21 protein-coding genes are annotated in these 24,025 nt (G+C 63.6%); 10 read left to right on the top strand and 11 right to left on the bottom strand.

Translation table 11 applies throughout. The annotated features are described in order from the left end of the window. Positions 1 to 503: 503 nt before the first annotated feature. Positions 504 to 1,289, top strand: a complete 786-nt coding sequence (locus tag ADIAG_RS09430) for an ABC transporter ATP-binding protein (protein WP_007271119.1) — start codon at positions 504 to 506, stop codon at positions 1,287 to 1,289. Beyond that, positions 1,289 to 2,617, top strand: a complete 1,329-nt coding sequence (locus tag ADIAG_RS09425) for a hypothetical protein (protein WP_007271118.1) — start codon at positions 1,289 to 1,291, stop codon at positions 2,615 to 2,617. Before ADIAG_RS09430 ends, ADIAG_RS09425 begins: the two co-directional genes overlap by 1 nt. 134 nt (positions 2,618 to 2,751) lie before the next feature. On the opposite strand, the gene ADIAG_RS09420 is transcribed toward ADIAG_RS09425, so the two are convergent. The 6 genes from ADIAG_RS09420 to ADIAG_RS09395 all read right to left on the bottom strand — a co-directional run bounded on the left by ADIAG_RS09420 (position 2,752) and on the right by ADIAG_RS09395 (position 9,396). Further along, positions 2,752 to 4,221, bottom strand: coding sequence for an amino acid permease (locus ADIAG_RS09420; protein WP_007271117.1), 1,470 nt, complete (start codon positions 4,219 to 4,221; stop codon positions 2,752 to 2,754). Positions 4,222 to 4,421: 200 nt separating this feature from the next. Further along, on the bottom strand, positions 4,422 to 5,180 hold the full coding sequence (locus ADIAG_RS09415; protein ID WP_007271116.1) for an iron ABC transporter ATP-binding protein: 759 nt from the start codon (positions 5,178 to 5,180) through the stop codon (positions 4,422 to 4,424). Then, a complete protein-coding gene (locus ADIAG_RS09410) occupies positions 5,177 to 6,214 on the bottom strand; it encodes an iron chelate uptake ABC transporter family permease subunit (RefSeq protein ID WP_007271115.1) in 1,038 nt (345 codons plus the stop codon). Before ADIAG_RS09410 ends, ADIAG_RS09415 begins: the two co-directional genes overlap by 4 nt. Beyond that, complete coding sequence (locus ADIAG_RS09405) at positions 6,207 to 7,247, bottom strand: ABC transporter permease (protein ID WP_083874055.1); 1,041 nt, start codon at positions 7,245 to 7,247, stop codon at positions 6,207 to 6,209. Before ADIAG_RS09405 ends, ADIAG_RS09410 begins: the two co-directional genes overlap by 8 nt. A gap of 28 nt (positions 7,248 to 7,275) precedes the next feature. Next, complete coding sequence (locus ADIAG_RS09400; protein ID WP_007271113.1) at positions 7,276 to 8,220, bottom strand: siderophore ABC transporter substrate-binding protein; 945 nt, start codon at positions 8,218 to 8,220, stop codon at positions 7,276 to 7,278. 375 nt (positions 8,221 to 8,595) lie between these two features. After that, positions 8,596 to 9,396, bottom strand: coding sequence for an SDR family NAD(P)-dependent oxidoreductase (locus ADIAG_RS09395; protein WP_007271112.1), 801 nt, complete (start codon positions 9,394 to 9,396; stop codon positions 8,596 to 8,598). A 240-nt stretch (positions 9,397 to 9,636) separates the two neighbouring features. On the opposite strand from ADIAG_RS09395, the gene ADIAG_RS09390 reads away from it, so the two are divergent. Next, the gene (locus ADIAG_RS09390; RefSeq protein WP_007271111.1) at positions 9,637 to 10,677 is read left to right on the top strand and encodes an ABC transporter substrate-binding protein; all 1,041 of its coding nucleotides are present in this window, start codon (positions 9,637 to 9,639) and stop codon (positions 10,675 to 10,677) included. 49 nt (positions 10,678 to 10,726) lie between these two features. Here ADIAG_RS09390 and ADIAG_RS09385 read toward each other — a convergent pair whose 3' ends face one another. Further along, the gene (locus ADIAG_RS09385) at positions 10,727 to 11,521 is read right to left on the bottom strand and encodes an MBL fold metallo-hydrolase (protein WP_007271110.1); all 795 of its coding nucleotides are present in this window, start codon (positions 11,519 to 11,521) and stop codon (positions 10,727 to 10,729) included. Positions 11,522 to 11,577: 56 nt separating this feature from the next. On the opposite strand from ADIAG_RS09385, the gene ADIAG_RS09380 reads away from it, so the two are divergent. Genes ADIAG_RS09380 through ADIAG_RS09370 form a run of 3 tightly spaced genes read left to right on the top strand, consistent with a single transcriptional unit; the run spans position 11,578 to position 15,739 of the window. Beyond that, positions 11,578 to 12,642, top strand: a complete 1,065-nt coding sequence (locus ADIAG_RS09380; protein ID WP_007271109.1) for a FecCD family ABC transporter permease — start codon at positions 11,578 to 11,580, stop codon at positions 12,640 to 12,642. After that, positions 12,639 to 13,769 carry a FecCD family ABC transporter permease gene (locus ADIAG_RS09375; protein ID WP_235045873.1) on the top strand — a complete coding sequence of 377 codons (1,131 nt, stop codon included), beginning with the start codon at positions 12,639 to 12,641 and terminating at the stop codon, positions 13,767 to 13,769. The genes ADIAG_RS09380 and ADIAG_RS09375 overlap by 4 nt, the downstream gene beginning before the upstream one ends. Before the next feature lie 8 nt (positions 13,770 to 13,777). Further along, entirely contained in the window at positions 13,778 to 15,739 is a 1,962-nt protein-coding gene (locus ADIAG_RS09370; protein ID WP_007271107.1) for an SIP domain-containing protein, read from the top strand. 47 nt (positions 15,740 to 15,786) lie between these two features. On the opposite strand, the gene ADIAG_RS09365 is transcribed toward ADIAG_RS09370, so the two are convergent. Continuing rightward, a complete protein-coding gene (locus tag ADIAG_RS09365; protein ID WP_051059903.1) occupies positions 15,787 to 16,251 on the bottom strand; it encodes a MarR family winged helix-turn-helix transcriptional regulator in 465 nt (154 codons plus the stop codon). Positions 16,252 to 16,371: 120 nt separating this feature from the next. Here ADIAG_RS09365 and ADIAG_RS09360 point away from each other — a divergent pair, with 120 nt between their 5' ends. From ADIAG_RS09360 to ADIAG_RS09350, 4 genes are all read left to right on the top strand, one after another. Then, positions 16,372 to 18,282 (top strand): ABC transporter ATP-binding protein, encoded by a 1,911-nt coding sequence (locus tag ADIAG_RS09360; RefSeq protein WP_007271105.1) that lies wholly within the window; start codon positions 16,372 to 16,374, stop codon positions 18,280 to 18,282. A gap of 310 nt (positions 18,283 to 18,592) precedes the next feature. Next, the gene (locus tag ADIAG_RS09355) at positions 18,593 to 19,372 is read left to right on the top strand and encodes a DUF3592 domain-containing protein (RefSeq protein ID WP_007271104.1); all 780 of its coding nucleotides are present in this window, start codon (positions 18,593 to 18,595) and stop codon (positions 19,370 to 19,372) included. 354 nt (positions 19,373 to 19,726) lie between these two features. Further along, positions 19,727 to 20,035: a hypothetical protein gene (locus tag ADIAG_RS21405; RefSeq protein ID WP_152426109.1), complete on the top strand. Its 309-nt coding sequence runs from the start codon at positions 19,727 to 19,729 to the stop codon at positions 20,033 to 20,035. A 184-nt stretch (positions 20,036 to 20,219) separates the two neighbouring features. Beyond that, positions 20,220 to 20,639, top strand: a complete 420-nt coding sequence (locus tag ADIAG_RS09350) for a GNAT family N-acetyltransferase (RefSeq protein WP_083874053.1) — start codon at positions 20,220 to 20,222, stop codon at positions 20,637 to 20,639. 225 nt (positions 20,640 to 20,864) lie between these two features. On the opposite strand, the gene ADIAG_RS09345 is transcribed toward ADIAG_RS09350, so the two are convergent. The 3 genes from ADIAG_RS09345 to ptsP all read right to left on the bottom strand — a co-directional run bounded on the left by ADIAG_RS09345 (position 20,865) and on the right by ptsP (position 23,941). After that, the gene (locus ADIAG_RS09345) at positions 20,865 to 21,572 is read right to left on the bottom strand and encodes an alpha/beta hydrolase (protein WP_007271102.1); all 708 of its coding nucleotides are present in this window, start codon (positions 21,570 to 21,572) and stop codon (positions 20,865 to 20,867) included. A gap of 320 nt (positions 21,573 to 21,892) precedes the next feature. Then, on the bottom strand, positions 21,893 to 22,171 hold the full coding sequence (locus ADIAG_RS09340) for an HPr family phosphocarrier protein (RefSeq protein WP_007271101.1): 279 nt from the start codon (positions 22,169 to 22,171) through the stop codon (positions 21,893 to 21,895). An 84-nt stretch (positions 22,172 to 22,255) separates the two neighbouring features. Next, positions 22,256 to 23,941, bottom strand: a complete 1,686-nt coding sequence (gene ptsP / locus ADIAG_RS09335; protein ID WP_043474341.1) for a phosphoenolpyruvate--protein phosphotransferase — start codon at positions 23,939 to 23,941, stop codon at positions 22,256 to 22,258. Between the last annotated feature and the right edge of the window lie 84 nt (positions 23,942 to 24,025).

Genomic DNA, 24,025 nt, shown 5'->3' with positions numbered 1-24,025 from the left:
CCCTGTAACAAGACCCATTCCAGCGTATGCTGGCCCTGCATATTCTTGGCCGGGACGAAGAAGCCGCACTACTTCTCAAGGCTGAGATCTACGACGATCCAACATTGCCCGATGCCTACGTTTGGGAGCATATTAGTTGTGGGCAGTCCCTAAAACTTGTGTCCACCTCAGAAGTATCCACCTACCTCAGAATGACAAGTGCCCACATTCAAGAAATCCTAAATTTGCGCTGACAACGGTGGCGCCCGGGTGCATAGTTGGCGTGGGTTCTCGTGGAATGCTTGGTAGCAAGAACGTGGATCCCGAATCCAACCTCCTGCCGGTAGGGTTCGACAGAGAAACAGTCACTGAAATTGTCGCGTTCAATGAGGAAAGTTTCTCCGCTAGGAAATTGAGCGCAAGCCGGAAGCTTACGAATTCTCCACCCTAGGTAGGAGATCAGCGGAAAACAGTTCATCACCTGCTCCGATGCCGCGGGGGCGCGGATTTGAAAAGCTAATGGCATGATCACCGCAAACCCTTCATCAGAGAGCGCCGCTTCCAAGGCGGCCCATCCTTCCTCAACACCCGTGCTTGGTGCCCGGGCCCTGCGCCGCGCCTATGGATCGGCCTTGGCGCTTGACGGCGTGGACCTGGATATCCGGGCAGGGGAATCCGTGGCCATTATGGGCCCTTCGGGCTCCGGCAAGTCCACGCTGCTGCACACCCTGGCCGGGATCGAGCGCCCGGACTCCGGTTCGGTGCTCTTCACTTCCGCGGCGGGCAGCTCACGGGAGATCACGGCGCTGGGGGAGTCGGAGCGTTCCAAGCTGCGCCGGGAATCCTTTGGCTTCGTCTTCCAGTCCGGCCTGCTCATCCCCGAGCTCACCGCCGTGGAAAACGTGGCGATGGCGTTGATGATCAACGGGGTGCAGCGATCCGCTGCCCTGCCGCGGGCCACCGAATGGTTAGTGGCCCTGGGACTGGGCGGGATAGAAGAACGGCGCATCGGTCAGCTCTCCGGGGGCCAAGCCCAGCGCGTGGCCATCGCCCGTGCCCAGGTCACCGGCGCCCAGGTAATCTTCGCCGATGAGCCCACCGGCGCACTGGACTCGGGCACCGGCACCGAGGTGCTCTCAATCCTGATGGACTCCACCGTCGGACGCGGGAACACCCTGGTGATGGTCACCCACGACGCGGACGTCGCCGCACGATGCGACCGGGTCATCCGGCTGCGCGACGGGCGCATCGTCTCCGAAGATGCCGCGGCATCCTCGGCAACCAACCGATTCCCCGGGGCAGTGAACTAATGCGCGCCGTCTCGCTGGCCTGGTTGCTGGGCAAACCCACTGCCGACCGTCGCGGCCCGCTGCTGCTGACCGCAGGGTCCTATGCCCTGGTCTCCGCCCTGGTGCTCACCGTCACCGCCGGGGCCCTGTCCTTCACCCGGGTGCAAAACGAGCTTACCGGCCTGTACCAGACGCTTGCCGGGCTGGCGGTTGTGCTGCTGCTGGTGCCCTTGGCGGTCCTCGGTGCGGCAGCGGCCCGGCTCTCGGCACGCAGCCAAGACACTCGGCTCTCCACCGTCCGGCTGTTGGGTGGAACCCCGGGGCTGGTCATCGCCATGACGATGATCGAATCAAGTGCCACGGCGCTGGTAGGCGCCGTGGGCGGCGTGCTGCTCTATGCAGGCTTGGCCCCGGTGGTCGGACTGATCCAGTTCCAAGGATCGGCCATTGGCGCCGCGATGTGGCTGAACCCCGGCATCATGGCCTTGGTGGTGCTCGCGGTGGTGCTGGTGGCAGCCTTCTCCGCGTCCGTGGGCCTGCGCAAGATCATCGTTTCCCCGTTGGGCGTGCGCAATCGGAATACCACGCCCAAGCCGCGCTGGATCCGCGCGCTGATCGTGGTGGTTCTGATTGCCATGATCACGCTGGTCTTTTCTCAGCTATCTGCCTTCCAATCCTTGGCCGTGGTGATCGGGGTGCTTTTGGGCGGTTTCGCCCTTGGACTGGGCGCCCTGAACCTGATCGGCCCGTGGGCCGTGGGCTTGATCGGGAAGCGTAAGCTCAAGGCCGCGCAAAAGCCCGCCGATCTGCTCGCGGCACGCATGATCCTGGAAAACCCGGCACAGGCTTGGCGCCAGGTCTCGGGCATCGCGATGACAAGTTTTGTGGCAGTGGTCGGTGGCAGCGGTGCGGCATTGATGCGCACCACCGGGGTCGAATCCGATCCGGGAAGCCCCGACGCGTTGCTCTCGGCAGATGTCATGACCGGGGTACTGATCACCATCGCCGTGTCGTTTATCTCGGTGGCCTGCTCCACCGCAATCACCCAGGCCGCGGCCACACTTGACCGTGCGGAACTCTATGCCGGGCTGGGTCGGCTGGGCATGGAACCTGCCACCATGGAACGGGCCCGGGTGGGTTCTGTGATGGGGCCGGTGCTGGGTGTAGGCATCGGGGCGATCATCGTCAGCGCGGCACTGGTCTTCCCGCTGGCGGGGATGGCCATCATCTTCGCGCCGCTTTCGGTGGCCATCATTCTGCTGACTCTGGTGGCCGGGGTGCTTGCCGTGCGCGGCGCAGTGGCCCTCACCCCGGTACGAGGCACCCTGAGCCGGAGCACGAGCGCCTGAGACCCCTCAGAGGGACGCTCATGCTGCTGAGGCAGCCACGCCGAAACCCAGATAACGAGTGAGGCCTTGGTCCTTCCGCATGCGGAAGGACCAAGGCCTCACTTATTCTGTGGTGCCGTGGCACCGGTGCATACTCAGTTCTTCGGCACCGTGCCCCAGGCGGCGGCAAGCTTGGACTTGCGCCGACCATAGCCCAGGTAGATCGCCGCACCGACGATCATCCACACCCCGAAGACCACCCAGGTGGTGGCCCCCAGGTTCAACATCAGATAGCCGCAGAAGACTACCGCGAGGATCGGGGTCAGCGGGTAGAGCGGAACCTTGAAGGTGCGCGGCAACTCGGGCTGGGTACGACGCAGCATGATCACCGCCAGGGAAACGAGGGAGAAGGCGAAGAGCGTGCCGATGGACGTGGCATCTGCCAGCTGGCCCAACGGAATCAGGCCGGCGACCACGGCCACGGCGCCGCCGGTGATCCAGGTGCCTGCCACCGGGGCGCCGTTGCGCGGGGAGATGCGTGCGAACACCGCAGGGACCATGCCGTCGCGGCTCATCGCCACCAGGATGCGGGTCTGCCCGTAGAGCACGGTGATCACGATGGAGACGATGGCCAGTACCGCGCCCGCGGCGAAGAGCAGCGCCACCCAGCCCTGCCCGGTGACTTCCTCGAGCAGCTGTACCAGCGCGGCGGACTTGCCCTCGAACCAGGTCCACTGGCGGGCGCCGATCGCAGCGATCGCCACCAAGATGTACAAGGTGGTGATGATGACCATCGAGAGCACGATGGCCCGTGGCAGATCCCGCTGCGGGTTCTTCGCTTCCTCGCCGGCCGTGGAGGCAGCATCGAAGCCGATGTAGGAGAAGAACAGGCGGGCCGCGGCAGCGGAGACCCCCGCGGTGCCCATCGGCAGCAGCGGATCGAAGTTCCCGGAGGTAAACGCGCTGAAGGCGATCACGATGAAGAAGAGCAGTACCGCGATCTTGATGAACACCAGCACGGTGTTGACCATCGCGGACTCTTTGGTGCCGCGCACCAGCAGGACCGTGGCGAACAGCACGATGGCCAGGGCCGGGACGTTGAACATCCCGCCGTCGACGCCTGGGGGATTGGTCAAGGCAGCCGGTAGATTCACACCCAGTGCGCGGGCCATCTCATTGAGGTATTCACCGGCACCCACCGCGATCGCCGCGACCGAAACCGCGTATTCGAGCACCAGGCACCAGCCGCAGACCCAGGCCAGCCCCTCGCCCATGGTCGCGTAGGTGTAGGTGTAGCTCGATCCGGACACCGGCACGGCACCTGCCATCTCCGCATAGGACAGGGCGGCAAAGAGTGCCGCAAGCCCGGCGATGGCAAAGGAGATCCAAACAGCGGGACCGGCCATCGGCACCGAGGAGGAAAGCACCACAAAGATCCCGGTGCCCAGGGTGGCTCCGACGCTGATCATGGTCAGGTGCAGCAGGCCCAGGGTGCGGCGCAGCTGGGGCCCATCACCGGTTCCGTTGCCGGCCTCGGCGATGAATGCCTCAATGGGCTTGCGTGCGCCCAATTGCTGACGCAACGTGGGCCTGGTGGCGCCCGGTGCAATGTTTTGCGTACTCATGCATAAATCTTTGCATCTTTTGGCTGCTGACCCCGCGCAGTCACGTCCGCGAAAATCGCCGCACATTGACGTTAGTTCACAGGTCAACCAGCAAATATGGGTGGTACCGGGCAACGGGCACTGTGGCTAAACTTACCCGTCGGATCCCCGGAAATACCTACGATTCATTCATTCGGATGAATTCTTTTGCAGGTTGGGGGTTATGCGAAGTACACGCCAATCCGGTTTCCGTCGATCTCCTCGATGCGGATATCGATGTCGTAGACATCGCGCAGCACCTCGACGCGCATGATTTCCGCCGGCGTTCCCTGGTGCACTAGGGCACCCTCGCGCATGGCCAGGATGTTGTCCGAGTAGCAAGAAGCGAAGTTAATGTCGTGGATGACGATGACTACGGTCTTGCCCAGTTCATTGGCCAGGCGCCGGATCATGCGCATCATTTCCACCGAGTGCTTCATATCCAGGTTGTTCAATGGTTCGTCCAGCAACAGGTAGTCGGTGTCCTGGGCCAGCACCATGGCGATGTAGGCACGCTGGCGCTGCCCGCCGGAGAGCTCGTCAAGGAACCTGTCCGCCATCTCGCCAAGGCCCATCTGGTCCATGGCCGCCAGGATATGGTCCTCGTCCACGCTGGTCGGGTGTCCGCCGGAGTGCGGGAAGCGTCCGAAGCCCACCAAGTCGCGCACCCGCAGGCGCATCGTGATGTGGTTTTCCTGGCGCAGGATCGCCATGGACTTGGCCAGGTCCTTGCTGGGGGTGCGCCCGATGTCGAGCCCGGCGATGGATACGGCGCCGGAGTCCATGGGGATCAACCGCGAAATCATGGACAGCAGTGTTGACTTGCCCGCGCCGTTGGGCCCGATGATGGAAGTGACACCGCCGGCAGGGATGGTGGTGCTGACCTTGTCCACCACGGTTTTTCCGGAGTAAGACTTGGTCACCGAATCAATGCAGATCACTTCAGGGAACCCTTCAACAGCAGGTAGAGGAACAACAGTCCGCCGGCGAACTCGATGATCACGCTCAGTGCGGTGGCGAAGCCGAAGACCCGCTCGAGCAGCAGCTGGCCGCCGATCAGCGTGATGGCCCCGAGCAGGCAGACAATGGGAATCAGGGCGGCGTGGGAGAACTTGCGAACCATTTGGTAGGCCAGCGACACCACCAGCAGCCCGAAGAAGGTCACCGGACCGACCAGCGCGGTGGAGACGGCCACCAGAATCGAGCAGAGCACCAGGACCACTGTGACGATGCGCTGGTGGTCCACGCCCAGGTTGATGGCCGTCTCGCGGCCCAGCGCCAGCACATCGAAGCTCTTGCGCAGCTTCCACACCACCGCGGCGACCAATGCCACGATGATCGCGGAGATGCCCAGCAGCAACGGTTCGACCTGGTTGAAGGAGGCGAAGAACAGGTCCTGGAGAACAATGTATTCGCTGGGTTCCATCAAGCGCTGCAGCAGCGAGGAGAACCCGCGGAAGAGCGTGCCGATCACGATGCCCACCAACAGCATCAGGTGCAGCGAGCCGGTGCCGCCGGTGAATAGCCAGCGGTAGAGCAGCGCGGAGAAGACGATCATCAGCCCGACCTCCACCCCGAACTTCAGCCCGGGGGCGGCGGTGAGCAGTGTGGAGGAGCCCAGCATGAACACCAGGGCGGTTTGGATCAGGATGTACAGCGCGTCGAACCCCATGATCGAGGGGGTCAGTATCCTGTTGGCCGTCACGGTCTGGAACATCAGCGTGGACAGGCCCACCGCGACGGCAACGACCAGCATCGCCCCGACGCGGATCCCGCGCAGACTCAGTGCGTAGGACAGGTTCCCGCGCAGCCCCAGGGTCATGAACAGGGTGATGCACACCAAGGTGAGCACTGCCATCACCGTGATCACCACGGCGGGGGAAATCCGTTTGGGTGAAAGCATGGCGGGGGAGAAGTGGCGCCAAGGAATTGGACGGCGGGTTCGCACGACGGCGGGTGGAAGTGTCTTAGGCATTGCGTTTCCTGGTCTTTAGCAGCAGGGCCAGGAAGATGGTGGCGCCAAGCACGCTCATCACCATGCCCACGGGAACCTCATAAGGGAATCGGATGGTGCGTCCGATGATGTCACAGACCAATACGAAGCCGGCCCCGAAGAGCGCGGTCCAGGGCACGGCACGGCGCAGGTTATCGCCGAAAAGCAGTGAGACGATGTTTGGCACGATCAATCCGAGGAAGGGGACTGCACCGACGGTGGTGACCACTACGGCGGAGATCAGCGAGACCAACACCAGGCCCAGACGCATGATGGCCTTGTGATTCATCCCCAGGTTGGTGGTGAAGTCGGCGCCCAGACCCGCCACGGTGAACCTGTCGGCCGCCAAGTACCCGGCCAGGGTGAGCGCCGCGACGATCCACAACAGCTCGTAGCGTCCCCGCAGCACCCCGGAGAAATCGCCGATCATCCAGTTGCTCAGGGTTTGCAGCAGATCGTACTTGTAGGCGAAGAAGGTGGTGACCGAGCCGATGACCCCGCCGAGCATGATGCCCACGATGGGCACCAGCAGCGTGTTGCGGGCCGGGAGCCTGCCCAGTACGGCCAGGAAGAGCGCGGTGCCGCCTAGTGCAAACACGGAGGCCACGCCCATCTTCAGCATGATCGGGGCGGCGGGGATCAATACGGTGATCACCAGGATGCCCAGGGTCGCGGACTCCACGGTGCCCACCGTGGAAGGTTCGACGAAGCGGTTGCGCACCATCAGCTGCATGATCAGCCCGGCTACGGCAACCGCCGTGCCGGCCAGGATGACGGCCAGGGTGCGTGGCACCCGGGAGATCCACAGCAGGTCCCATGCCTCGGGTTCCCCGGCCAGCAGCTGGGGGAGCGTGACATCGGAGACCCCGACGAACAGGCTCACTACGGCGAGCAGCCCCACCAGGATCGTCCCGGCGATGAGCCACAGTGTTTCTGACGGCTTTTTGGAACGCCGAACGGCCACCGCGGGATCCTGATTCGCGGCGGCCGGTCGGCTGAGTACTGGTGCGCTCATGTTGATGCTTGGGACTGTGGCTCGGTGGCTACAGAGCCGCAGCTACCTCGTCGATCATCTTGTCGGTGTTGTTCAGGCCGTAACCGATCATGTACCAGGCGTTGGAATCCAGGTTGACGATCTTGTTGTTCTTGGCGGCGTTGGTGGACTTGACCAGCTCGTTGTCCAGCACGGCCTTGGCCGCGTCGCCGGAGGTGCCCATGGCCGAATCGCGGTCAATCACGTACAGGGTATCGGGGTTGTTGGTCTTGAGGAACTCGAAGGAGATCGCTTCGCCGTGGGAACCCTCGGACTTGATGTCGGCAACGGTTGCCACCCCGAGTACGTCGTGGATCAGGCCAAAGCGTGAGCCTGCGCCGTAGGCGGTGAGCTCACCGCCGGAGGTCATGACGATCAGGCCCTTGCCGGCGTCTGCGCTCTTGGACTTGGTATCGGTGATCTTGGCTTCCAGTGCCGTGAGCTTCTCGGTGACCTTGTCTTCGGCAGCGAAGATCGTCCCGAGCTTGCCTGCCTGCTCCTTGAAGGAATCCAGTGGCTTCTTGATATCCACCGACAAGTCAACGGTTGGGGCGATCTTGGAGAGTTCCTCGTAGGAGGTGGCGGTGCGACCGGTGATGATGATCAGATCGGGGTTGCCGTTGGAGATGGCTTCGAAGTCAGGTTCCTTCATGGAACCGATCTTGGTGACCGAGTCGTCGTTGTACTTGGCCAGCGACTCCGGGTACTTGGTTTCAGGCACGCCATCGGCGTCCAGCCCCAGGGCCGTCATCGAGTCGAGTACACCCAAATCGAAGGTGTAAACGGTCTCCGGATTGACCGGAACATCGGTAGTTCCCTGAGCGTGGGTGATACTCACGGTCTCACCGGAGTCGGCCTTGGCGCCGGCCTCGGTGGAGCCGCCGCAAGCGGTCAAAGCAAGAAGGGATGCGCCGGCGGCAAATGCGCCCAGGACGACGCGAAGCGGGGTCTTCAAGATTTTTCTCCGATGTTGTGGATGCTGTTCCAAACCTGCTGCTAATTAGGGAACAACCTCATTGCGTAAATCAACTTATGTGAAACGCTATAGATAAGGCATGCCTAGGTGCAAGCTGGACAACCTCGATGCGCTGTCATTTTGGTCCGGAGTGAAGGCAAGGGTTGCCTAAGAAGGGCCGTCATGTCGCGGAATGTGGTCTGCGCGACGCCATGAAAGTGATCCCCGACACATAGGTTTGGCGACGTCATGAAACGGAGCTTTGCCACCTGCCCGAGACGCGGCATAGATTAGCGCGGGCATTCTCCAGTAGGGGCCGGAAGGTGGCGATGGGTGATGCCTCGTTGCTAAGGCATCGCCCCAGTAGCGGGCGTGTCAGCGGCCGCGGCGGGCCAGTTTCTCCACGAGCGCGTCCGGTGCGATACGCGCCAGCGCGACCGCGATCTTGTATCGCCTAGAGGGGACCGAGACGGATTTTCCTGCGTCGCTGTCACTCAGTCCCTGGCGCACCACGTCCGGGGCATGAAGCCATCCCCAGGGCGGAATCGTGGATTTGTCGACGCCCATGCGCTGATGAAAGTCGGTGTGCACAAAACCCGGGCAGAGAGCTGTGACGGAAATGCCGCGATCGGCGTAGAAAACGTTGGCCCACCGGCTGAAGTTCACGATCAGCCCCTTGGCGGCCGAGTAGCTTCCCCGCGGGGTGAATGCTGCCACCGAAGCGACGTTGATGATTTGGCCACCGCCGGCTGTCGCTAGCGAATTCAGGGCGGCGTGCATCAGTGTTAGGGGCGTTTGGGTGTGGATGCGTAGATGCCCCAGTTCGTCCTGGAGGCTGTTGTCGGCGAAGTTGCCCCGCAGTCCGAACCCGGCGTTGTTGACCAGCGCCCGGATGGGTCGAGCAGAATCTGAAAGACGGGCGGCGACGCGTTCGACTCCCGCATCCGTCACCAGGTCCGCCGACAGAACTTCGACGTCAATGGCGAATTGCGCCTGCAGGCGCGTTGCTAGTTCGATCAGGGCGCCGCTGTCGCGGGCGACGATCACCAGGTCGTGACCCCTGGAGGCCAGCTGCATGCAGAATTCGGTGCCCAGTCCGGACGTTGCTCCGGTGATCAGGGCGGTGCCTTGGGTGCGGTGTGGATTCCTGGTGTCGGGCGGGAAAAATTCATTCATTCCGTGATCCTAGTCACCAAATTGTCGATTGATCTGCGTGATGACGCGGTTTTGTCATGCCACGCCATGACCTTCTTGTTTCAATTAGGGCCGATGCTTGTTGCGTAATTGGATTTTGTGAGGTTAGCCTTACTCGTCAGGTGATCGTGAAACGGCCAATCCACGAAGCCTGCCACCAAGTATTGGCCAGCTTCTTTACCCACCCGCTCCCTGACGATTCTTAAAGGATTCCTCAAGCACATGAAAATCACACGACGCACCGGCCTGCTTGCAGCGGCCTCGGCAGCACTGGCCCTGACTCTCTCCGCATGTGGCGCGACGTCAGGTCAGGCTCCGGCAGATTCGAGCACGGCGGCCGACGCGGCCTTCCCCGTCACCATCGAGCACATCTATGGCAGCACCGAGATCACCAAGAAGCCCGAGCGCGTGGCGACGGTTTCGTGGGTCAATGCCGACGCCGTATTGGCGCTCGGCGTGGTGCCGGTGGGCATGGCCGAAGACACGTGGGGAAACAACGAGCAAGGCTCGACCGACTGGAAGGATGCCAAGCTTGCCGAGCTCGGCGCCTCCATCGGCACCGAAAAAGCACCGAAGCAGTACTCGGAAGCCGACAGCGTGAACTTCACCGCCATCGCCGAGCTGGAACCCGATGTGATCATGGCTGGTTACTCGGGCCTGACCCAGGACGAATACGACAAGCTCTCCAAGATCGCCCCGGTCGTCGGCCCGTTGGCGGCCAACTACACAGCGGGCTGGCAAGAAGTCACCACCGCAGTGGGCAAGGCGCTGGGCATGGACGACGAGGCAGCCAAGGTCGTCGCCGATGTCGAAGGCAAGATCACCGCGGCGGCTGAAGCCAACCCGGTGTTCAAGGACACCACGTTCATTGCCGGAGACCTCAACGTCGCCGACAGCGTGATCAGTCTGTATGCCACCGGCGACTCGCGCCCGCGTTTCCTCACCGCGCTGGGCATGACCCAGGCTCCGATCGTGGACGAAAACGCCAAGGAGGGTGAGTTCTTCATGACCTGGGCCGCCGAGCGTGCCAACGAACTCGATTCGGACATCTTCTTCACCTCGGCCACCGCCGGCGTTGACGCGATCATGGCAAATAAGCTCTTTGCCCAGATCCCGGCCATCTCCAAGGGCGGACTGGTGGCGGTCACCAGCGACATGGAGACGCTGGCGATCTCGGCGGCCTCCCCGCTGTCGGTTCCCTACGCCCTTGACAAGGTCGTGCCGGCATTTGCCGCAGGCGCGGAGGCCTCGACAGGGAAATAGCCGGCACCCATCCGCAACGCATCACTACGGGAAGAACCTCCACGCAATGTCAGACCCCTTCGAATTCCTTGAGATAACGAAGTTGCGCCATCACCGAGGTCTCGGCTGCCCCGCGCACCGCGGGGTCGACATCGGCGTAGACCGCGTCGGTGACCTGTCCGATGGTCGGGTCGGCAGTGGAGGCCGCACGCAGTTGCGCCAGCGCGGCGCGGATCTGATCCAGCCGCTCATGCCGGTGGGCGCGGTAGTGCCGCACAATCGTATGCAGCGAGGGAAGGGTGGGCCCGTGTGCGGGCAGCACCAGCGCATCCGGGGAGGATTCCAAGACATCCAATGTGGCCAGATAATCGGCCAGAGTTCCATCGGGCGCATCCAAGATGGTGGTGCCGCGACCCAGAATCGTGTCCCCGGTGAGCATCGATCCTTGGGCACCGTCCTCGGGCAGCAGGAAGCTGAAGGAATCCGAGGTGTGGCCCGGGGTGGCGATGGCCAGCAGGCGCAGGCCCGCGGCCTCGATCTGTTCCCCGTCTTCAAGGACCGGCGCATCGCGGCAGTGCTCGGGCAGCGCGGCGCGCACCGGAGCACCGGTGAGCCGGTGCAGTGTGTCGATGCCCTCGGTGTGGTCGCCGTGGCGGTGCGTGATCAGGATCAGCTCCACCGATTCGGCGGCCAACGCCGCGAGATGACTGGCATCCAACGGGCCAGGGTCGACGATGAGTGCATGTTCGGATCCGGGCGCGCGCAGGATCCAGGAGTTGGTTCCGTCCAGGGACATGGGCCCGGGGTTGGGGGCCAACAAGAAGCTGGCATTGTCGGTAACGCGAATGGCGTACTGCTTGCTCATGGCCCCCAGTCTAGGTCCACGGCCCCCTCCAGGGTCCATGCTCGCGGGATGAAACTATGAGCACGCCCACGAAGGCCGTCTCTTCCCTCGGGTTGGCGGCCCCGGCGAAACCACGAACACCCCGCAGTTCCCTGCGCGCGCCGCTGGTGGGGTTGGTGTTGCTGGGAATCCTGCTGATGTCGGTATTCGCATCGTTGCTCATCGGAGCCCGCCCGATCGCCGTGCCTACGGTGTTCGAGGCCTTGCTGGAGCTTGACCCAGCCAATAGCGATCACGTGGTGGTGGCCTCGCGCATCCCGCGTACCGTGGCGGGATTGCTGATCGGGGCGGCCCTGGGCCTGGCCGGCGCGGGAATGCAGGGAATCACCCGCAACCCGCTGGCCGACCCCGGAATCCTGGGGGTCAACGCCGGCGCCGCGTTGGCAGTGGTTGCCGGCATCCACTTCTTTTCCGTCTCCACGCTGCACGGATACATGCTCTTCGCCTTTGTGGGCGCAGGCGGTGCCGCGGCGCTGGTCTACGTGGTGGCCTCGCTGGGTCGCGACGGGGCTACGGGACTGAAATTGGCGCTGGCCGGGGCGGCCATGGCCGCGGGTCTGGGCTCACTGACCAATGCGGTGCTGATGATCGGCCAGGAGGCACTAGATAATTTCAGGTTTTGGCAGGTCGGCACGCTCGGGGCCCGGGATGTTCCCGAGATGCTTTCGGTCGCCCCGTTCCTGGCGCTGGGTGCCCTGGCGGTGCTGGCCGGTGCGAAGTTGTTTAACGCCTTGGCATTGGGTGATGATTCGGCGGTCGGGCTGGGTTTCCGGGTGGGCCGCGGGCGCGCGGTGTCGGCGGCCGGAGTGGTGCTGTTATGCGGTGCTGCCACGGCACTGGCCGGGCCCATCGGTTTTGTCGGGCTGATTGTTCCGCACGCCGTGCGGGCCGTGGCCGGGGCTGATTACCGCTGGCTGTTGCCGCTGTCCATGCTGGCCGGCCCGGTGTTGCTCTTGCTGGCCGACGTGTTGGGCCGGGTTATTGCCCCGCCCGCCGAGATCCAGGTCGGGGTCATGACCGCGGTGCTTGGCGCCCCGCTGTTTCTCTGGCTGTTGCGCCGCGGAAAGAAGGTTTCCCTGTGACCCGTCAGCTCCTGGGCCCGGCCCGAAAGATTGTCCGACCCGCTGCTCGGCGCCCCTCTTCCCTCTCTGCCCCGGCGGTCCCGGCTCCTCGCTCGCAAACTCTCGACACCGCCTCTGCACCCGAACGTTTGCCCCGGGTACGCAGGAAGTCCACGGTGGCCCGGGTGAACCTACTGGCTTGTGCCGGGATCCTGGCCGCGGTGCTGCTGAACCTGCTGGCTGGCCGCCACCCGTTCTCCGTGCCCGAGCTGCTGGCGGCACTGGCCGGTGAAACAGTCCCCGGGGTTTCCTTCATGCTCTGGGAGGACCGCCTGCCCCAGGCCGCGGTGGGCATCCTTGCCGGGGCGGCATTCGGCGCCTCCGGGGCAATCTTCCAGCGCATGCTCCGCAATCCCTTGGCCAGCCCCGACGTGATCGGCGTCGGCTACGGGGCCAGCGCTGCGGCAGTGGCCGGCATGCTGCTCTTCGGGGCCCAGGGCCTGGGGCTCTCGCTGATCGCCTGCGCCGGTGCGTTGGCCGTGGCCCTGCTGATCTACTCGATCGCCGAAGCGGGCAAGAACACCGGGCCACGGCTGATCCTGGCCGGCATCGCGGTGGCGGCCATGCTCCAAAGCGTCATCCAATACTTGCTGACCCGCACCGATGTGCGCACCGCCGGCGATGCCCTGCGGTGGCTCACCGGGTCGCTATCGGCCAGCACCTGGGAGCGTGCGTCCCTGCTGGCAGCGGCGCTGGCGATCCTGTTCCCGCTGCTGGTACCTGCCGCGGCAAAACTACGCATCCTAGAACTGGGCGATGACACCGCCGCCGGGCTCGGGCTCAAGGTCCGCAGCACCCGGCTGGGACTGATCCTGCTGGGGGTCGGGTTGTGTGCAGTGGCCACCGCGGTGACCGGCCCGTTGGCCTTCGTCGCATTCCTGGCCGGGCCGCTGGCCCTGCGCCTGTGCAAGGGCCGCAGCCACCTGGGGTCCGCGGCGCTGACCGGCGCGCTGCTGGTCACCACGGCCACATTCCTCGCCGCCAACATTTTGCCCGACATACAATTACCAGTTGGCGTCGTCACCGGCGCACTGGGAGCACCGTTCCTGATTTGGGTCCTGGTGCGCACCAACAAGGAAGGAACCTGAGGGTCTTTATGGCACTTCTCGAAGCGCAGGACCTCACACTCGCCTACGACGCGGTGAGCATCGTCGACGAGCTCTCCCTGGCGCTGCCGGCCGGCGAGGTCACGATCATTGTCGGGGCCAACGGCTGCGGCAAATCCACGCTACTGCGTGGGCTGGCCCGGCTACTGAAGCCCGCCGGCGGCAAGGTGCTACTGGACGGGGAAGACATCCACTCCCGGCCCGCCCGCGAGGTCGCCAAAATGCTGGGGTTGCTGCCACAGACCCCCACCGCGCCCGACGGAATCACCGTGCGCGAACTGATCGGCCGCGGCCGCTACCCACATCAGGGCTGGTTCAAGCGCTGGACCTCCGAAGACGAGGCCGCGGTGGAGCGCGCCATGACGCTGACGAGCACCACGGGTTTGGCCGAACGCCCCGTTGATGAGCTCTCCGGGGGCCAACGCCAGCGCGTCTGGATCGCCATGGCCCTGGCGCAGGAAACCGAGTTGCTGCTGCTCGACGAGCCCACCACCTACCTAGATGTGGCCCACCAACTGGAGGTGCTCGATGTGATCTCCGAGCTCAACCGCACCCGCGGCACCACCGTGGTAATCGTGCTGCACGACTTGAATCTTGCCGCCCGCTACGCCGATCACCTGATCGCCTTGAAAGAAGGCAAGATTGTTGCCGCCGGGCACCCCGCCGCGGTCGTCACCGAGGCGATGGTAAAAAACGTCTTCGGCATGCCGTGCCGCGTTATCCCTGACCCGGTGGCCGGCACCCCACTGGTGCTACCCATTGGTCGGCACCGGGTGCTGCGCGCCGAAACCGTGTTGGCCGCCAACGGCATCCACCGCACGCAGAACCCCGATGCCGACCTTGATGCAGGCCCTGCGCCGGTGCAGGGGCCGCAAGCCGGAACCCAGGAAGTGCAGGCCCGCGCCACGGCGGCTGATCCCGGGTCAAACACACCGGCGGGGGAGGGGATCGAGCGTGCCGAGGAAATCAGTGACATGCTCGCCTTCGCCACCAAGGTGGTGCGCATCGAACCGATCGGCGAGAACTTCCGGCGCCTGACCCTGGCTGGGAAGGACCTGGAACACTTCGGTGCCGGGGACGCCCCGCTGGATCTGCGCATCAAGCTGATGTTCACCCCGGACATGGACCCTGCCGGGGGCGGGGACCAGTTGCCGGCAGCCTTCGAGTCGCTGCGCCCCGGCGCACTGCTCTCACGTGCCGACGCCACCGGCTGGTATCGGCGTTGGCTGGCACTGCCGGCCGAATCCCGTGGGGTCATGCGTACCTATACGGTGCGTGCCCTGCGCGAAGCAGGGCACCGGGATAACTGCGGCAGCGAACCGGAAATCGACATCGACTTCGTGCTGCATCTGCGTACCGACGGCGGGAAGCTCACCGGAGGCCCTGCCACGGTGTGGGCTGCCCAGGCGCGGCTCGGGGACCCGATCCTGCTGTTGGGTCCCAACGCTGCCTTGTGCGGAGCCGATTACGGTGGCATCGAATTCCGTCCAGGCACCGCCAAACGCATTCTCTTGGCAGGTGACGAGACGGCTGCCCCGGCCATCTGCTCGATTCTCGAGTCCCTGCCGGCAGGTATCACCGGGCACGCGCTCATTGAGGTCCCCGACACCGGTGACATCCAGGGTTCCTCCACACGCTCAGGGGTCTCGGTGCAGTGGCTGCCGCGCGGCTCCCATCCGCATGGTGAGCTGCTGGCCGCCGCGGTGCGTGACATCGTGGCGATACCTGCGGCCGGAGCGGTACTGACCGGTGCCGAACCCGAAGACGTTGACATCGATGAACAGATCCTCTGGGAGACCTCCACCGCCTCCACCCAGCCGTTCTATGCATGGCTGGCAGGGGAGGCAAGCGTCATCAAGGATATGCGCCGCTACCTGGTGCGCGATGCAGGCATGGACCGCAAACAGGTGGCCTTCATGGGTTACTGGCGCCGAGGCAAATCCGAAACCTAAAATACGGTCTCCGGCCGGCGCGACGCATGCTCAGGATGCCGCGCCGGCTACTGGTGTTCGGCAGGGCCCGAGAGCTTGCCCAGGATACGGGCGAGCTCGGCGCGCTCGGCGGCGTCTAGCTGTGAGAAGTAGTCCTCGGTGTGCGCGCGGCGTGCGGTGCGCACCTGCTCGGTCAGCTCGCGTCCGGCATCGGTGAGCGTGACCAAGGTGGCGCGTCGGTCGACCGGGTCGGCCCCGCGGGCCACGAGCCCCTTGGCTTCGAGGTGGTCAACAACTTCGGTGGCCGAACGAGCGGCAATGCGCAGGCGTTCTGCCACGTCTTTCAGGCGCATCCCGTCGGCGGAATGCGGGTCCGCGGCATTGCGCGTCAGCGTGTGCAATGCCCGGAATTGGTGCGGGGTCAGCTCGAAAGGGGCCAGACGTTGTGACCATGAATGGCGAAGCAATCGGAAAGAGCGATGGAATAGCTCCGAAAGATCCCCGGGACTTGCTGGGTTTTTGCGTGATGCCATGCCTTTCAGCTTACCGTCGGGGGTCGGCGACATTGACTGGAAGCCGTATGGTGAGGTAACCTCAGCATAAGCAAGGTGCGAAACCCGCACCCACAACCACCAAGAAAGGTGGTGCATATATTGGAATCGATTTCATCTTCCAATGCAGCCCGCTCGGCCCAGAGTGGATCGGCCAAGGGTTCTGCGGGCGGCGCCCGCGGATCTGGTGGCGGGGGAGGCCGTGGTGGCGGACCCGTCGCCCGACTGAATCCTGCGGACCTCTTGCAGGTCAAGGCCCATCCAGTAAAATTGACCCGGATCGCGGCGCTCTTCACCCCACACAAATGGACCATCCTCGTGGTGGTCGTGCTGATCTCGGTGGCTTCGGTCATTGGGCTGGCCCAACCCTTCCTTATTCGCGCGATCATCGATGACGCGCTTCCGCAGCAGAACACCGTGCTGCTGGCCTGGCTCGCCGGCGGGCTCGTGGCCGTCGCCGCGGCCACGGCCGCAATCGGTGTGGTGCAGACCTGGATGGCCACCAAAATGGGCCAGAAGGTCATGCACACCCTGCGCACCCGGCTCTTCACCCACCTGCAGGCGCAGTCCCTGGGATTCTTCACCCGCACCCGCGGTGGCGAGGTCCAATCCAGGTTGACCAACGACATCGCCGGCATGCAATCGGTGGTCACCTCCACCGCCACCTCGGTCGCCTCGAACTTGACCACCGCGGTGGCCACGGCCATCGCGATGATTGCCCTTTCTCCGAGGATGAGCCTGCTGTCGCTGATCGTGCTGCCACCTGCCATCTGGCTTTCGCGCAAGGTAGCCCTGATGCGCCGCGACATCACCACCGCGCGCCAGCAGGAGCTGGCCGGGATGTACACGATGATCGAGGAGGGACTCTCGGTCTCCGGGATCCGCTTGGCCAAGACCTTGGGTACCACCGGACGGGACGTCCAACGCTTCGGCGCCTCCTCACACCGCTTGGTCGATCTCGAGCTTCGCAGCCAGCTGGCCGGACGTTGGCGCATGGCCACCATGAGCATCGTGTTCGCCGCGATTCCCGCGGTGATCTATCTGGCCGCTGGCTTCCCTGCAACCTCGGGCGGGATGACCATTGGCACTCTGGTAGCTTTCACCGCTCTGCAGGGTGCGATCTTCCGGCCCATCATGGGGATGCTGAATGTCGGCGTGCAATGGGTGACAGCGATGGCCCTGTTTAGCCGGATCTTCGAATATTTGGATATGGAACCGGAAATCGCTGTGCCGCTTGACCCGGTGAATCTGGATCCGGAACAGATCCGGGGTCACGTCCGCTTCGAAGACGTGTCCTTCGCCTATCACGGGGGAGAGCCCGTGCTGCAGGGAATTGATCTGGAGCTGGCACCGGGTACCGCCACCGCCGTGGTCGGGCCTACCGGGTCGGGTAAATCCACTCTGGGCTCGCTGCTGCCCCGACTCCACGACCCCAGCCATGGGCGGATCACCATCGACGGGATCGACGTGCGTGAGATGGCACCGGAGGCATTGAACAAGATTGTTGGAGTAGTTTCGCAGGAAACCTATCTGATCCACGCCTCGATCCGCGAGAACCTCTTGCTGGCCGACCCCGGAGCGGACGACGCCACCTTGTGGAAGGCATTGGCCAGCGCGCAGATCGCAGACCTTGTGGCCTCACTGCCCGAGGAACTCGACACCCTGGTCGGTGCCCGCGGGCACCGCTTCTCCGGGGGCGAGCAGCAGCGCTTGGCCATTGCCCGAACCATCCTGCGCAACCCGAAAGTGCTGGTGCTCGATGAGGCCACCAGCGCGCTGGATAACACCACCGAGGCCCTGGTGCAGCACGCGCTGGACCGCTTGGCCATCGGACGAACCACCTTGACGATTGCCCACCGACTGTCGACCGTCGAGGACGCGGACCAGCTGGTGGTGCTCGAAGCGGGCCGGATCGTTGAGCGCGGCACGCCCGCCGCACTGCTTGCCTCCGAGGGGGCCTATGCCGGGCTCGTGGCGGCGGGGCATGAGCAGGCCAGCGAACTGGTGCCTTGACGGAGAGAGCATCTAACGCCAAGAGGGGGACCTGCGGAAGCTTTGGGTGGTTGGCTGTGTGCCTAGAGTAGGGTTGCATCGTTCGATTCCGGGCAGTAATCTACGCCGGCAGTGCAAATGAAAGGTGTTCTTGCCGCCGCATTTGTTGCCATCTTCGTGACTCGCTGTACCGGAGCATTAGGGCAGGAACGCGGGACGGCGTCATTGCTGCCCGCAAAGCCAACTCAACCAGCCGCTGAACCTGGACTTTGCCGTTTGGTCCCGGTGCACCAACGAAGCTCTACAAAGAATTGATCAAGGTTCCCCAACGATGAACGCCTCTATCCCCACCCCAACGAAGTCGAGGCGGAGCGAGCCCCCAGATAAGGCGCGACGAGGTGAAATCGCGTCCGTCCTTCTCACTTCGATGGCTGTAACGGTGTTGGTGGCGCTGGTTCTGTGGCAAAGCCTTGGACTGATCGCAACGATTGTCGAGAAAAAAGAGCTCACACAGACCGGAATACAAGCAACTGCAACAATCACCAAGCACCACAGCAAAGTCATACCTTCTGACAGAGGAACGACTGAAAAATTCCTGATTGACTACACCTTTACTCCACCCAAGCACGCTGAGGAACACGCCAGCAATGTCGCGTTGCCCAGGGAGCTGTGGGACACGGTGGAAGTTGGCTCAACAGTCTTGGTGACATACAAACCCGAGGAACGCTCCGATAATCAGCCAACGATGATGCTCAAGCGCTTGCTGCCGACTGATGCTGGAGTTGTCGGAATCTATGTCAGCGTACTCGTGGTGGCAACCTGCATCTGGTTAGCTGTCTGGTTGGCGCGAGTAATCATGTCACGGCGGAGAAGGTCCAGGGGCGCTGGCCCAAGGAGCAGCACCGTCGAATTAGACGGGTCGAAGAAACGAAGCGCTAAAGACGCTGCTTCCAAAGCCCCGATGCCAGAAAAGTTACGTGGACTTCTGGATTCCGTCGTTATAATCCTCGCCCTGCTCATGGCCCTGGCATTGGGCTTCTGCGTGCTCGTATTTGGTCTTGAATTCGTCGGAACACGCGTCGTGGAAGCAATCCAGAACTTCCTGCTATAACTTTTTATTGCCACGGTGAGAGCCCTCGAGACTAGCTGGCCTGCTGCTAACCGACCGGCACGTGCAGACTCGGAACGCTCGTAAGTGCGTCACCGGGCTAAGCCCTGAAAGATTCGCAGATCGTTCGCCACGGAACTACCTACACGCTGACGAAGCGCGGATGCCGGGACGGTCCCGAATTCTCCGGATGAGGCCAGATAGCGCCGACTCCTTCCCACCGGATATCTCGCAAACCTCCGTGTCCATTTGTTTCTTCTGGACACTCGCGCCGGGACCAACCAGGGGAACTCGTATGTTCGATGTCCGCTGATGTTCCCAGCTTCGCACTTGCGCGGGGTTGGATACGCTGTGGGTATGGCTTCCCTGAAAATCATGGTGCGCTCACACTGGCTTTCCTCAATGTTCCTCCGGGTATTTGCCCGACCAATCGTGCATATCGATGGAACCGAATACCTCGCCAATTGGGATGCTCCCTGGACAGGCAACGTGGAAGCCGGTGACCATATTCTCGGTGCAGGTATCCGATATCGAGGAACTAGCGGTGTCTTGGGAGTATCGCTGAGGACTGTCACGCTGAGCAATGACCGTGAGACAGTGCTGTCGGCTCGCAACGGCGTGCTGAACCACAGCCCATTCCACCTCGAAGAAGTTCCAAGAAACTAGAACCTCGGCCGAAACGCTTTTCAATCACTGTGACCGGCTATGGACCACTACCTGCCCTGGTGTCCCGACAAGGTTCTGCTAGCGGGACAGCCATCGTTGCCGAAGAAATTATCGGCTTTCTGACCTCAAACAGTTTCCCTTCCACGTCCAGCCCGCCCCGCAGGCCGCCGAAACTCGGACGAAAATTGAAAACGAACATTTCTGGAACGAAGACACCCAAGGCTATTGGGTGCTGCGGGACGAACAACGTCTCGGTCTGGCCGCGCTGGAGGATTTAGAGGAAGATGATTCCCCGCTCTTTGACCTGCGTTTGGACGAGTCCCAGCGTGGCAAAGGTGCGGGAGTGGAAGTGCTGCGTGCGCTCTGCGACATGGTTTTCAAGACGATGCCCAATACGCTCCGTTTCGAAGGGCAAACGCGCGAAGACAACATCGCCATGCGCAAGACCTTCCTCCGCGCCGGCTTCCTCAAGGAAGCACACTCCCGATTGGGATGGCCCACCAACGACGGTGGTCATGTCGCTTTCATTGCTTACTCGATCCTGCGCCAAGATTGGGAAAACGGAACCGTGACCACTTTCGAATGGGAAGACCTCAAAATCTAGAGTTCCGTCCCGGTCAAGGTCGTCACGAAGGATCATATTCTCCGGCGCCGTGGGCCCTCGGTGTGATCAATCGATGGGCCACGAACCTGCGGTGAGGTGATCCAAGGGCATGCTTCTTGGAGCATCGGCCCCACGCTCGCCCACAATCGGTCGCTGGTCTGTTCGGGATCGAGACCGGCAGGCTGCAATATTTCCGGCGGCCGGAATCCACCGGGCCTTGATGACTCATCCCCGGTGCAGTAGCGCTTGAACTTGTTCAACGACGAGGTCGGGCCGGGAAATAAACGGGTGGTGCCCGGTCGGTAGTTCGACGGAGCGTGTGGCTCGGTTCGCATGGAAACGTTGCAACTCGACCGACGTGCTGCGATCTTGGCCGCAGATGATGTACGTCGAATCGACTCCCTCCCAGCCGGCGGCACTCGTGGGGGACATGAACGCCCCGGAGGCCTGTGCGGTCACCCGAGCCCAGGCCTGCTGCTGGGTCGACTCGTCCGCGTCCTGAAGGAATCGGGCTCCGAAGGAAGCCGCGTCGTAGCCGGACACACTCAGCGTGCCGTCACCGTTGTCGCCGATGGACACCGGGTCGCCCTCACCGCTCATGATCTCACCCTGAGACTGCCCGATATCGGGCAGATAGGACGAGATATAGAGTAGGTGCGCAACTGCCGGATGGTGTCCGGCTTCGGCGATCACGGTGCCGCCGTAGGAATGGCCGACAACGATGGCGGAGTCCACCTCATCCAGCGCGCGGCGAAGCGCCGCCGCATCGGCAGCCAGGCCGCCGGAAATCTCTTCGGGTGCGCCCTCGCCACAGGAGGGCAACGCAATGGCTCTGCTGCGGATCCCGGAGTGTTCGTGGAGCAGCTCTGCGGTCCGCTGCCACCACCACTGTCCCTCACGCACCAAGGCGCCGTGAACAAAGATCAGTTCCATGTCTTGTTCCTTACCTGAACCATTCATTGGCTCGGTCCGCAGAGGACGCTCGTCCCCAAGTGGTCGACGCACGATCGAAGTGCCATGTAGGCGCTACCGTACCTCGACCGAGCAGGTGGCCGGAAGAGCTCAGCAGTCCCGCATTGAACGGCGGCAACCGGTCCTCCGCCTGCTGGGACTGGCTGCGTTCGGGCTAGAGCAGCACCGTCCACGGCTGAAGACCAGGTGCGGGCAGTGGAACTCAAGACAAAACACAGATGGCGTGGAGCCAGAACGGTGAGGTTCGAGCTCCACGCCATCGGCGTAGGCGAAGGGATTGGTTAGACGGCGTCCAGGTCCGTTTCCAGCAAGGTTACCAGGGAATCCAGCGCCGCTTCGGCGCCGTCGCCGGATGCACGCAGCACCACTTCGTCGCCCTTGGCCGCGCCCAGGGTCATCAGCGAGAGGATGCTTGAGGCATCGAGCGCGTCGTCTTCCGGAGCGCCCTTGGGTGCGATGGTGACCTCGATGTCCAGGGCACCTGCGGCCTCGGCAAAGAGTGCGGCGGGACGGGCATGCAGGCCGGAGGCGCTGGCAATGGTGGCAAGACGTTCAGACATGTGTTTTCTCCTGTATACGACGATGTGTGGGAAAGCTGTAGACGGGCAGGTAGGAACAATCCTACGGTGCGGAGCCGGTGGTGGTTAGAGGCCCAACTCGGCCAGGGTGGGCAAAGCCTCGCGCACCGCTGCGCGGGCCGATTCCGCGCTCGGCTCGGCCAAGGCCAGCTTGGCCAATTCTCCGGCGCGTTGAAGCGTGACGGTCTTGAGCACCGCGGCCACCGCGGCCAGTGAACGTGCGGACATTGACAGTGTCGAGACACCCAGGCCCACCAGCACCACGGCCAGTGCCGGGTCGGCGGCCGCCTCGCCGCATACTCCCACGGGCTTGTTGTTGCCCTCGGCGAGGGAGCCTTCCACGGTCAGCTGGATCAGGCGCAGCACCGCCGGTTGCCAGGGGTTGTTCAACGCGGCCAGCGGGCCGAGCTGCCGGTCTGCGGCCATGGTGTATTGCGTCAGGTCGTTGGTGCCCAGAGAAGCGAAGGAAACCTGGCCCAGGATGGCTTCGGAGCTCACCGCTGCAGAGGGGACCTCGACCATCACCCCAGGGGTGGACAGTCCTGCCTCGGCGCACATTGCGGCGAAGTCACCGGCCTCGGCCGGGGTGGAAATCATCGGGGCCATGACCCAGACTTCGGCCTCGGATCCTTCGGATGCGGTGGCGATGGCCGACAGTTGGCGGGCCAGTACGCCGGGGGAGGTGGTGTCGGTTCGGTAGCCGCGCACACCCAGGGCAGGGTTGGGCTCCGAGGCGTCGGTGAGGAAGGGCAGCGGTTTGTCGGCGCCGGCATCCAGCGTGCGCACCACTACCTTCTTGGATCCGAAGGCGTCGAACACGGCCTTGTACTCGGTGACCTGTTCCTCGATGGTTGGCTCGGTTTCGCGGCCCAGGAAGCAGAACTCGGTGCGTAGCAACCCGACGCCCTGGGCGCCGGCGGCTGCGGCCTTCACGGCGTCCTTGCCGCCTCCGACATTTGCCAGCAGCGGGACCAAGTGTCCGTCGGCCAGCACTCCGTTGCCGTCAAAGACCGAGAGTGCCTCCGCGTTCTTCAGCCAGGTGGCGACGGCGGCGCGTTCGGATTCTCCCGGGGAGGTGGAAATGATGCCTGCGGCGCCGTCGACGAACACCTCGGTGCCGGCATCCAAGGCCTGCAGCCCCTTGGCCGCCACGATCGCTGTCAATCCCATGGCCCGGGCGATGATGGCTGTGTGTGACTGCGGTCCGCCGCCGGTGGTCAGCAGCGCGATGACCTTGGCAGGATCTAGGGTGGCGGTGTCTGCCGGGGCCAGGTCCTCGGCGACCAGGATGAAAGGGTCGGCGGAGTCGGGGATTCCGGGGGCCGGGACCCCGCGCAGCGCGGCGACGATGCGCGCTCGGACATCGAGCACGTCGGTGGCGCGTTCGGCCATGTATCCGCCGAGGGTGATCAGCATCTGGGCGACGGTCTCGCCCGACTCCCAGATGCTGCGCTCGGCTGAAAGTCCGGTGTTGATGAGTTTGTTGGCGCCCTTGAGCAGCATGGAATCGGTGGCCATCTGGGCGGTGGCATCAAGCACGGCCTTGGCCTCCGGGCTGGCGGTGGCGGCGCGGGTGCGCAGATCAGACTGTACAGTTGCGGCGGCTTCCTTCAGCCCGGCGATGGCTTGGGCCGCAGTGACCGAATCCGAGAGCTGCTCACCGACCGGGGGTTCGGCCAGCGCCGGCGGCATATGCCGGATGTTGCCGATGACGCGACCGGGCATAACGCCCACTCCTGAGAAGTTGTTCACTTGAGTTCCTCGATCCCATGGGTTGCTCTTGGGTTGTCCGTTGCGCGATGCAGCCGTAGATCACGCTTGGACTCGAGCATAAAC

This window comes from Paeniglutamicibacter gangotriensis Lz1y (assembly GCF_000348945.1).
Taxonomy (GTDB): domain Bacteria; phylum Actinomycetota; class Actinomycetes; order Actinomycetales; family Micrococcaceae; genus Paeniglutamicibacter; species Paeniglutamicibacter gangotriensis.
This window is presented reverse-complemented; position numbering and strand designations above follow the sequence as displayed.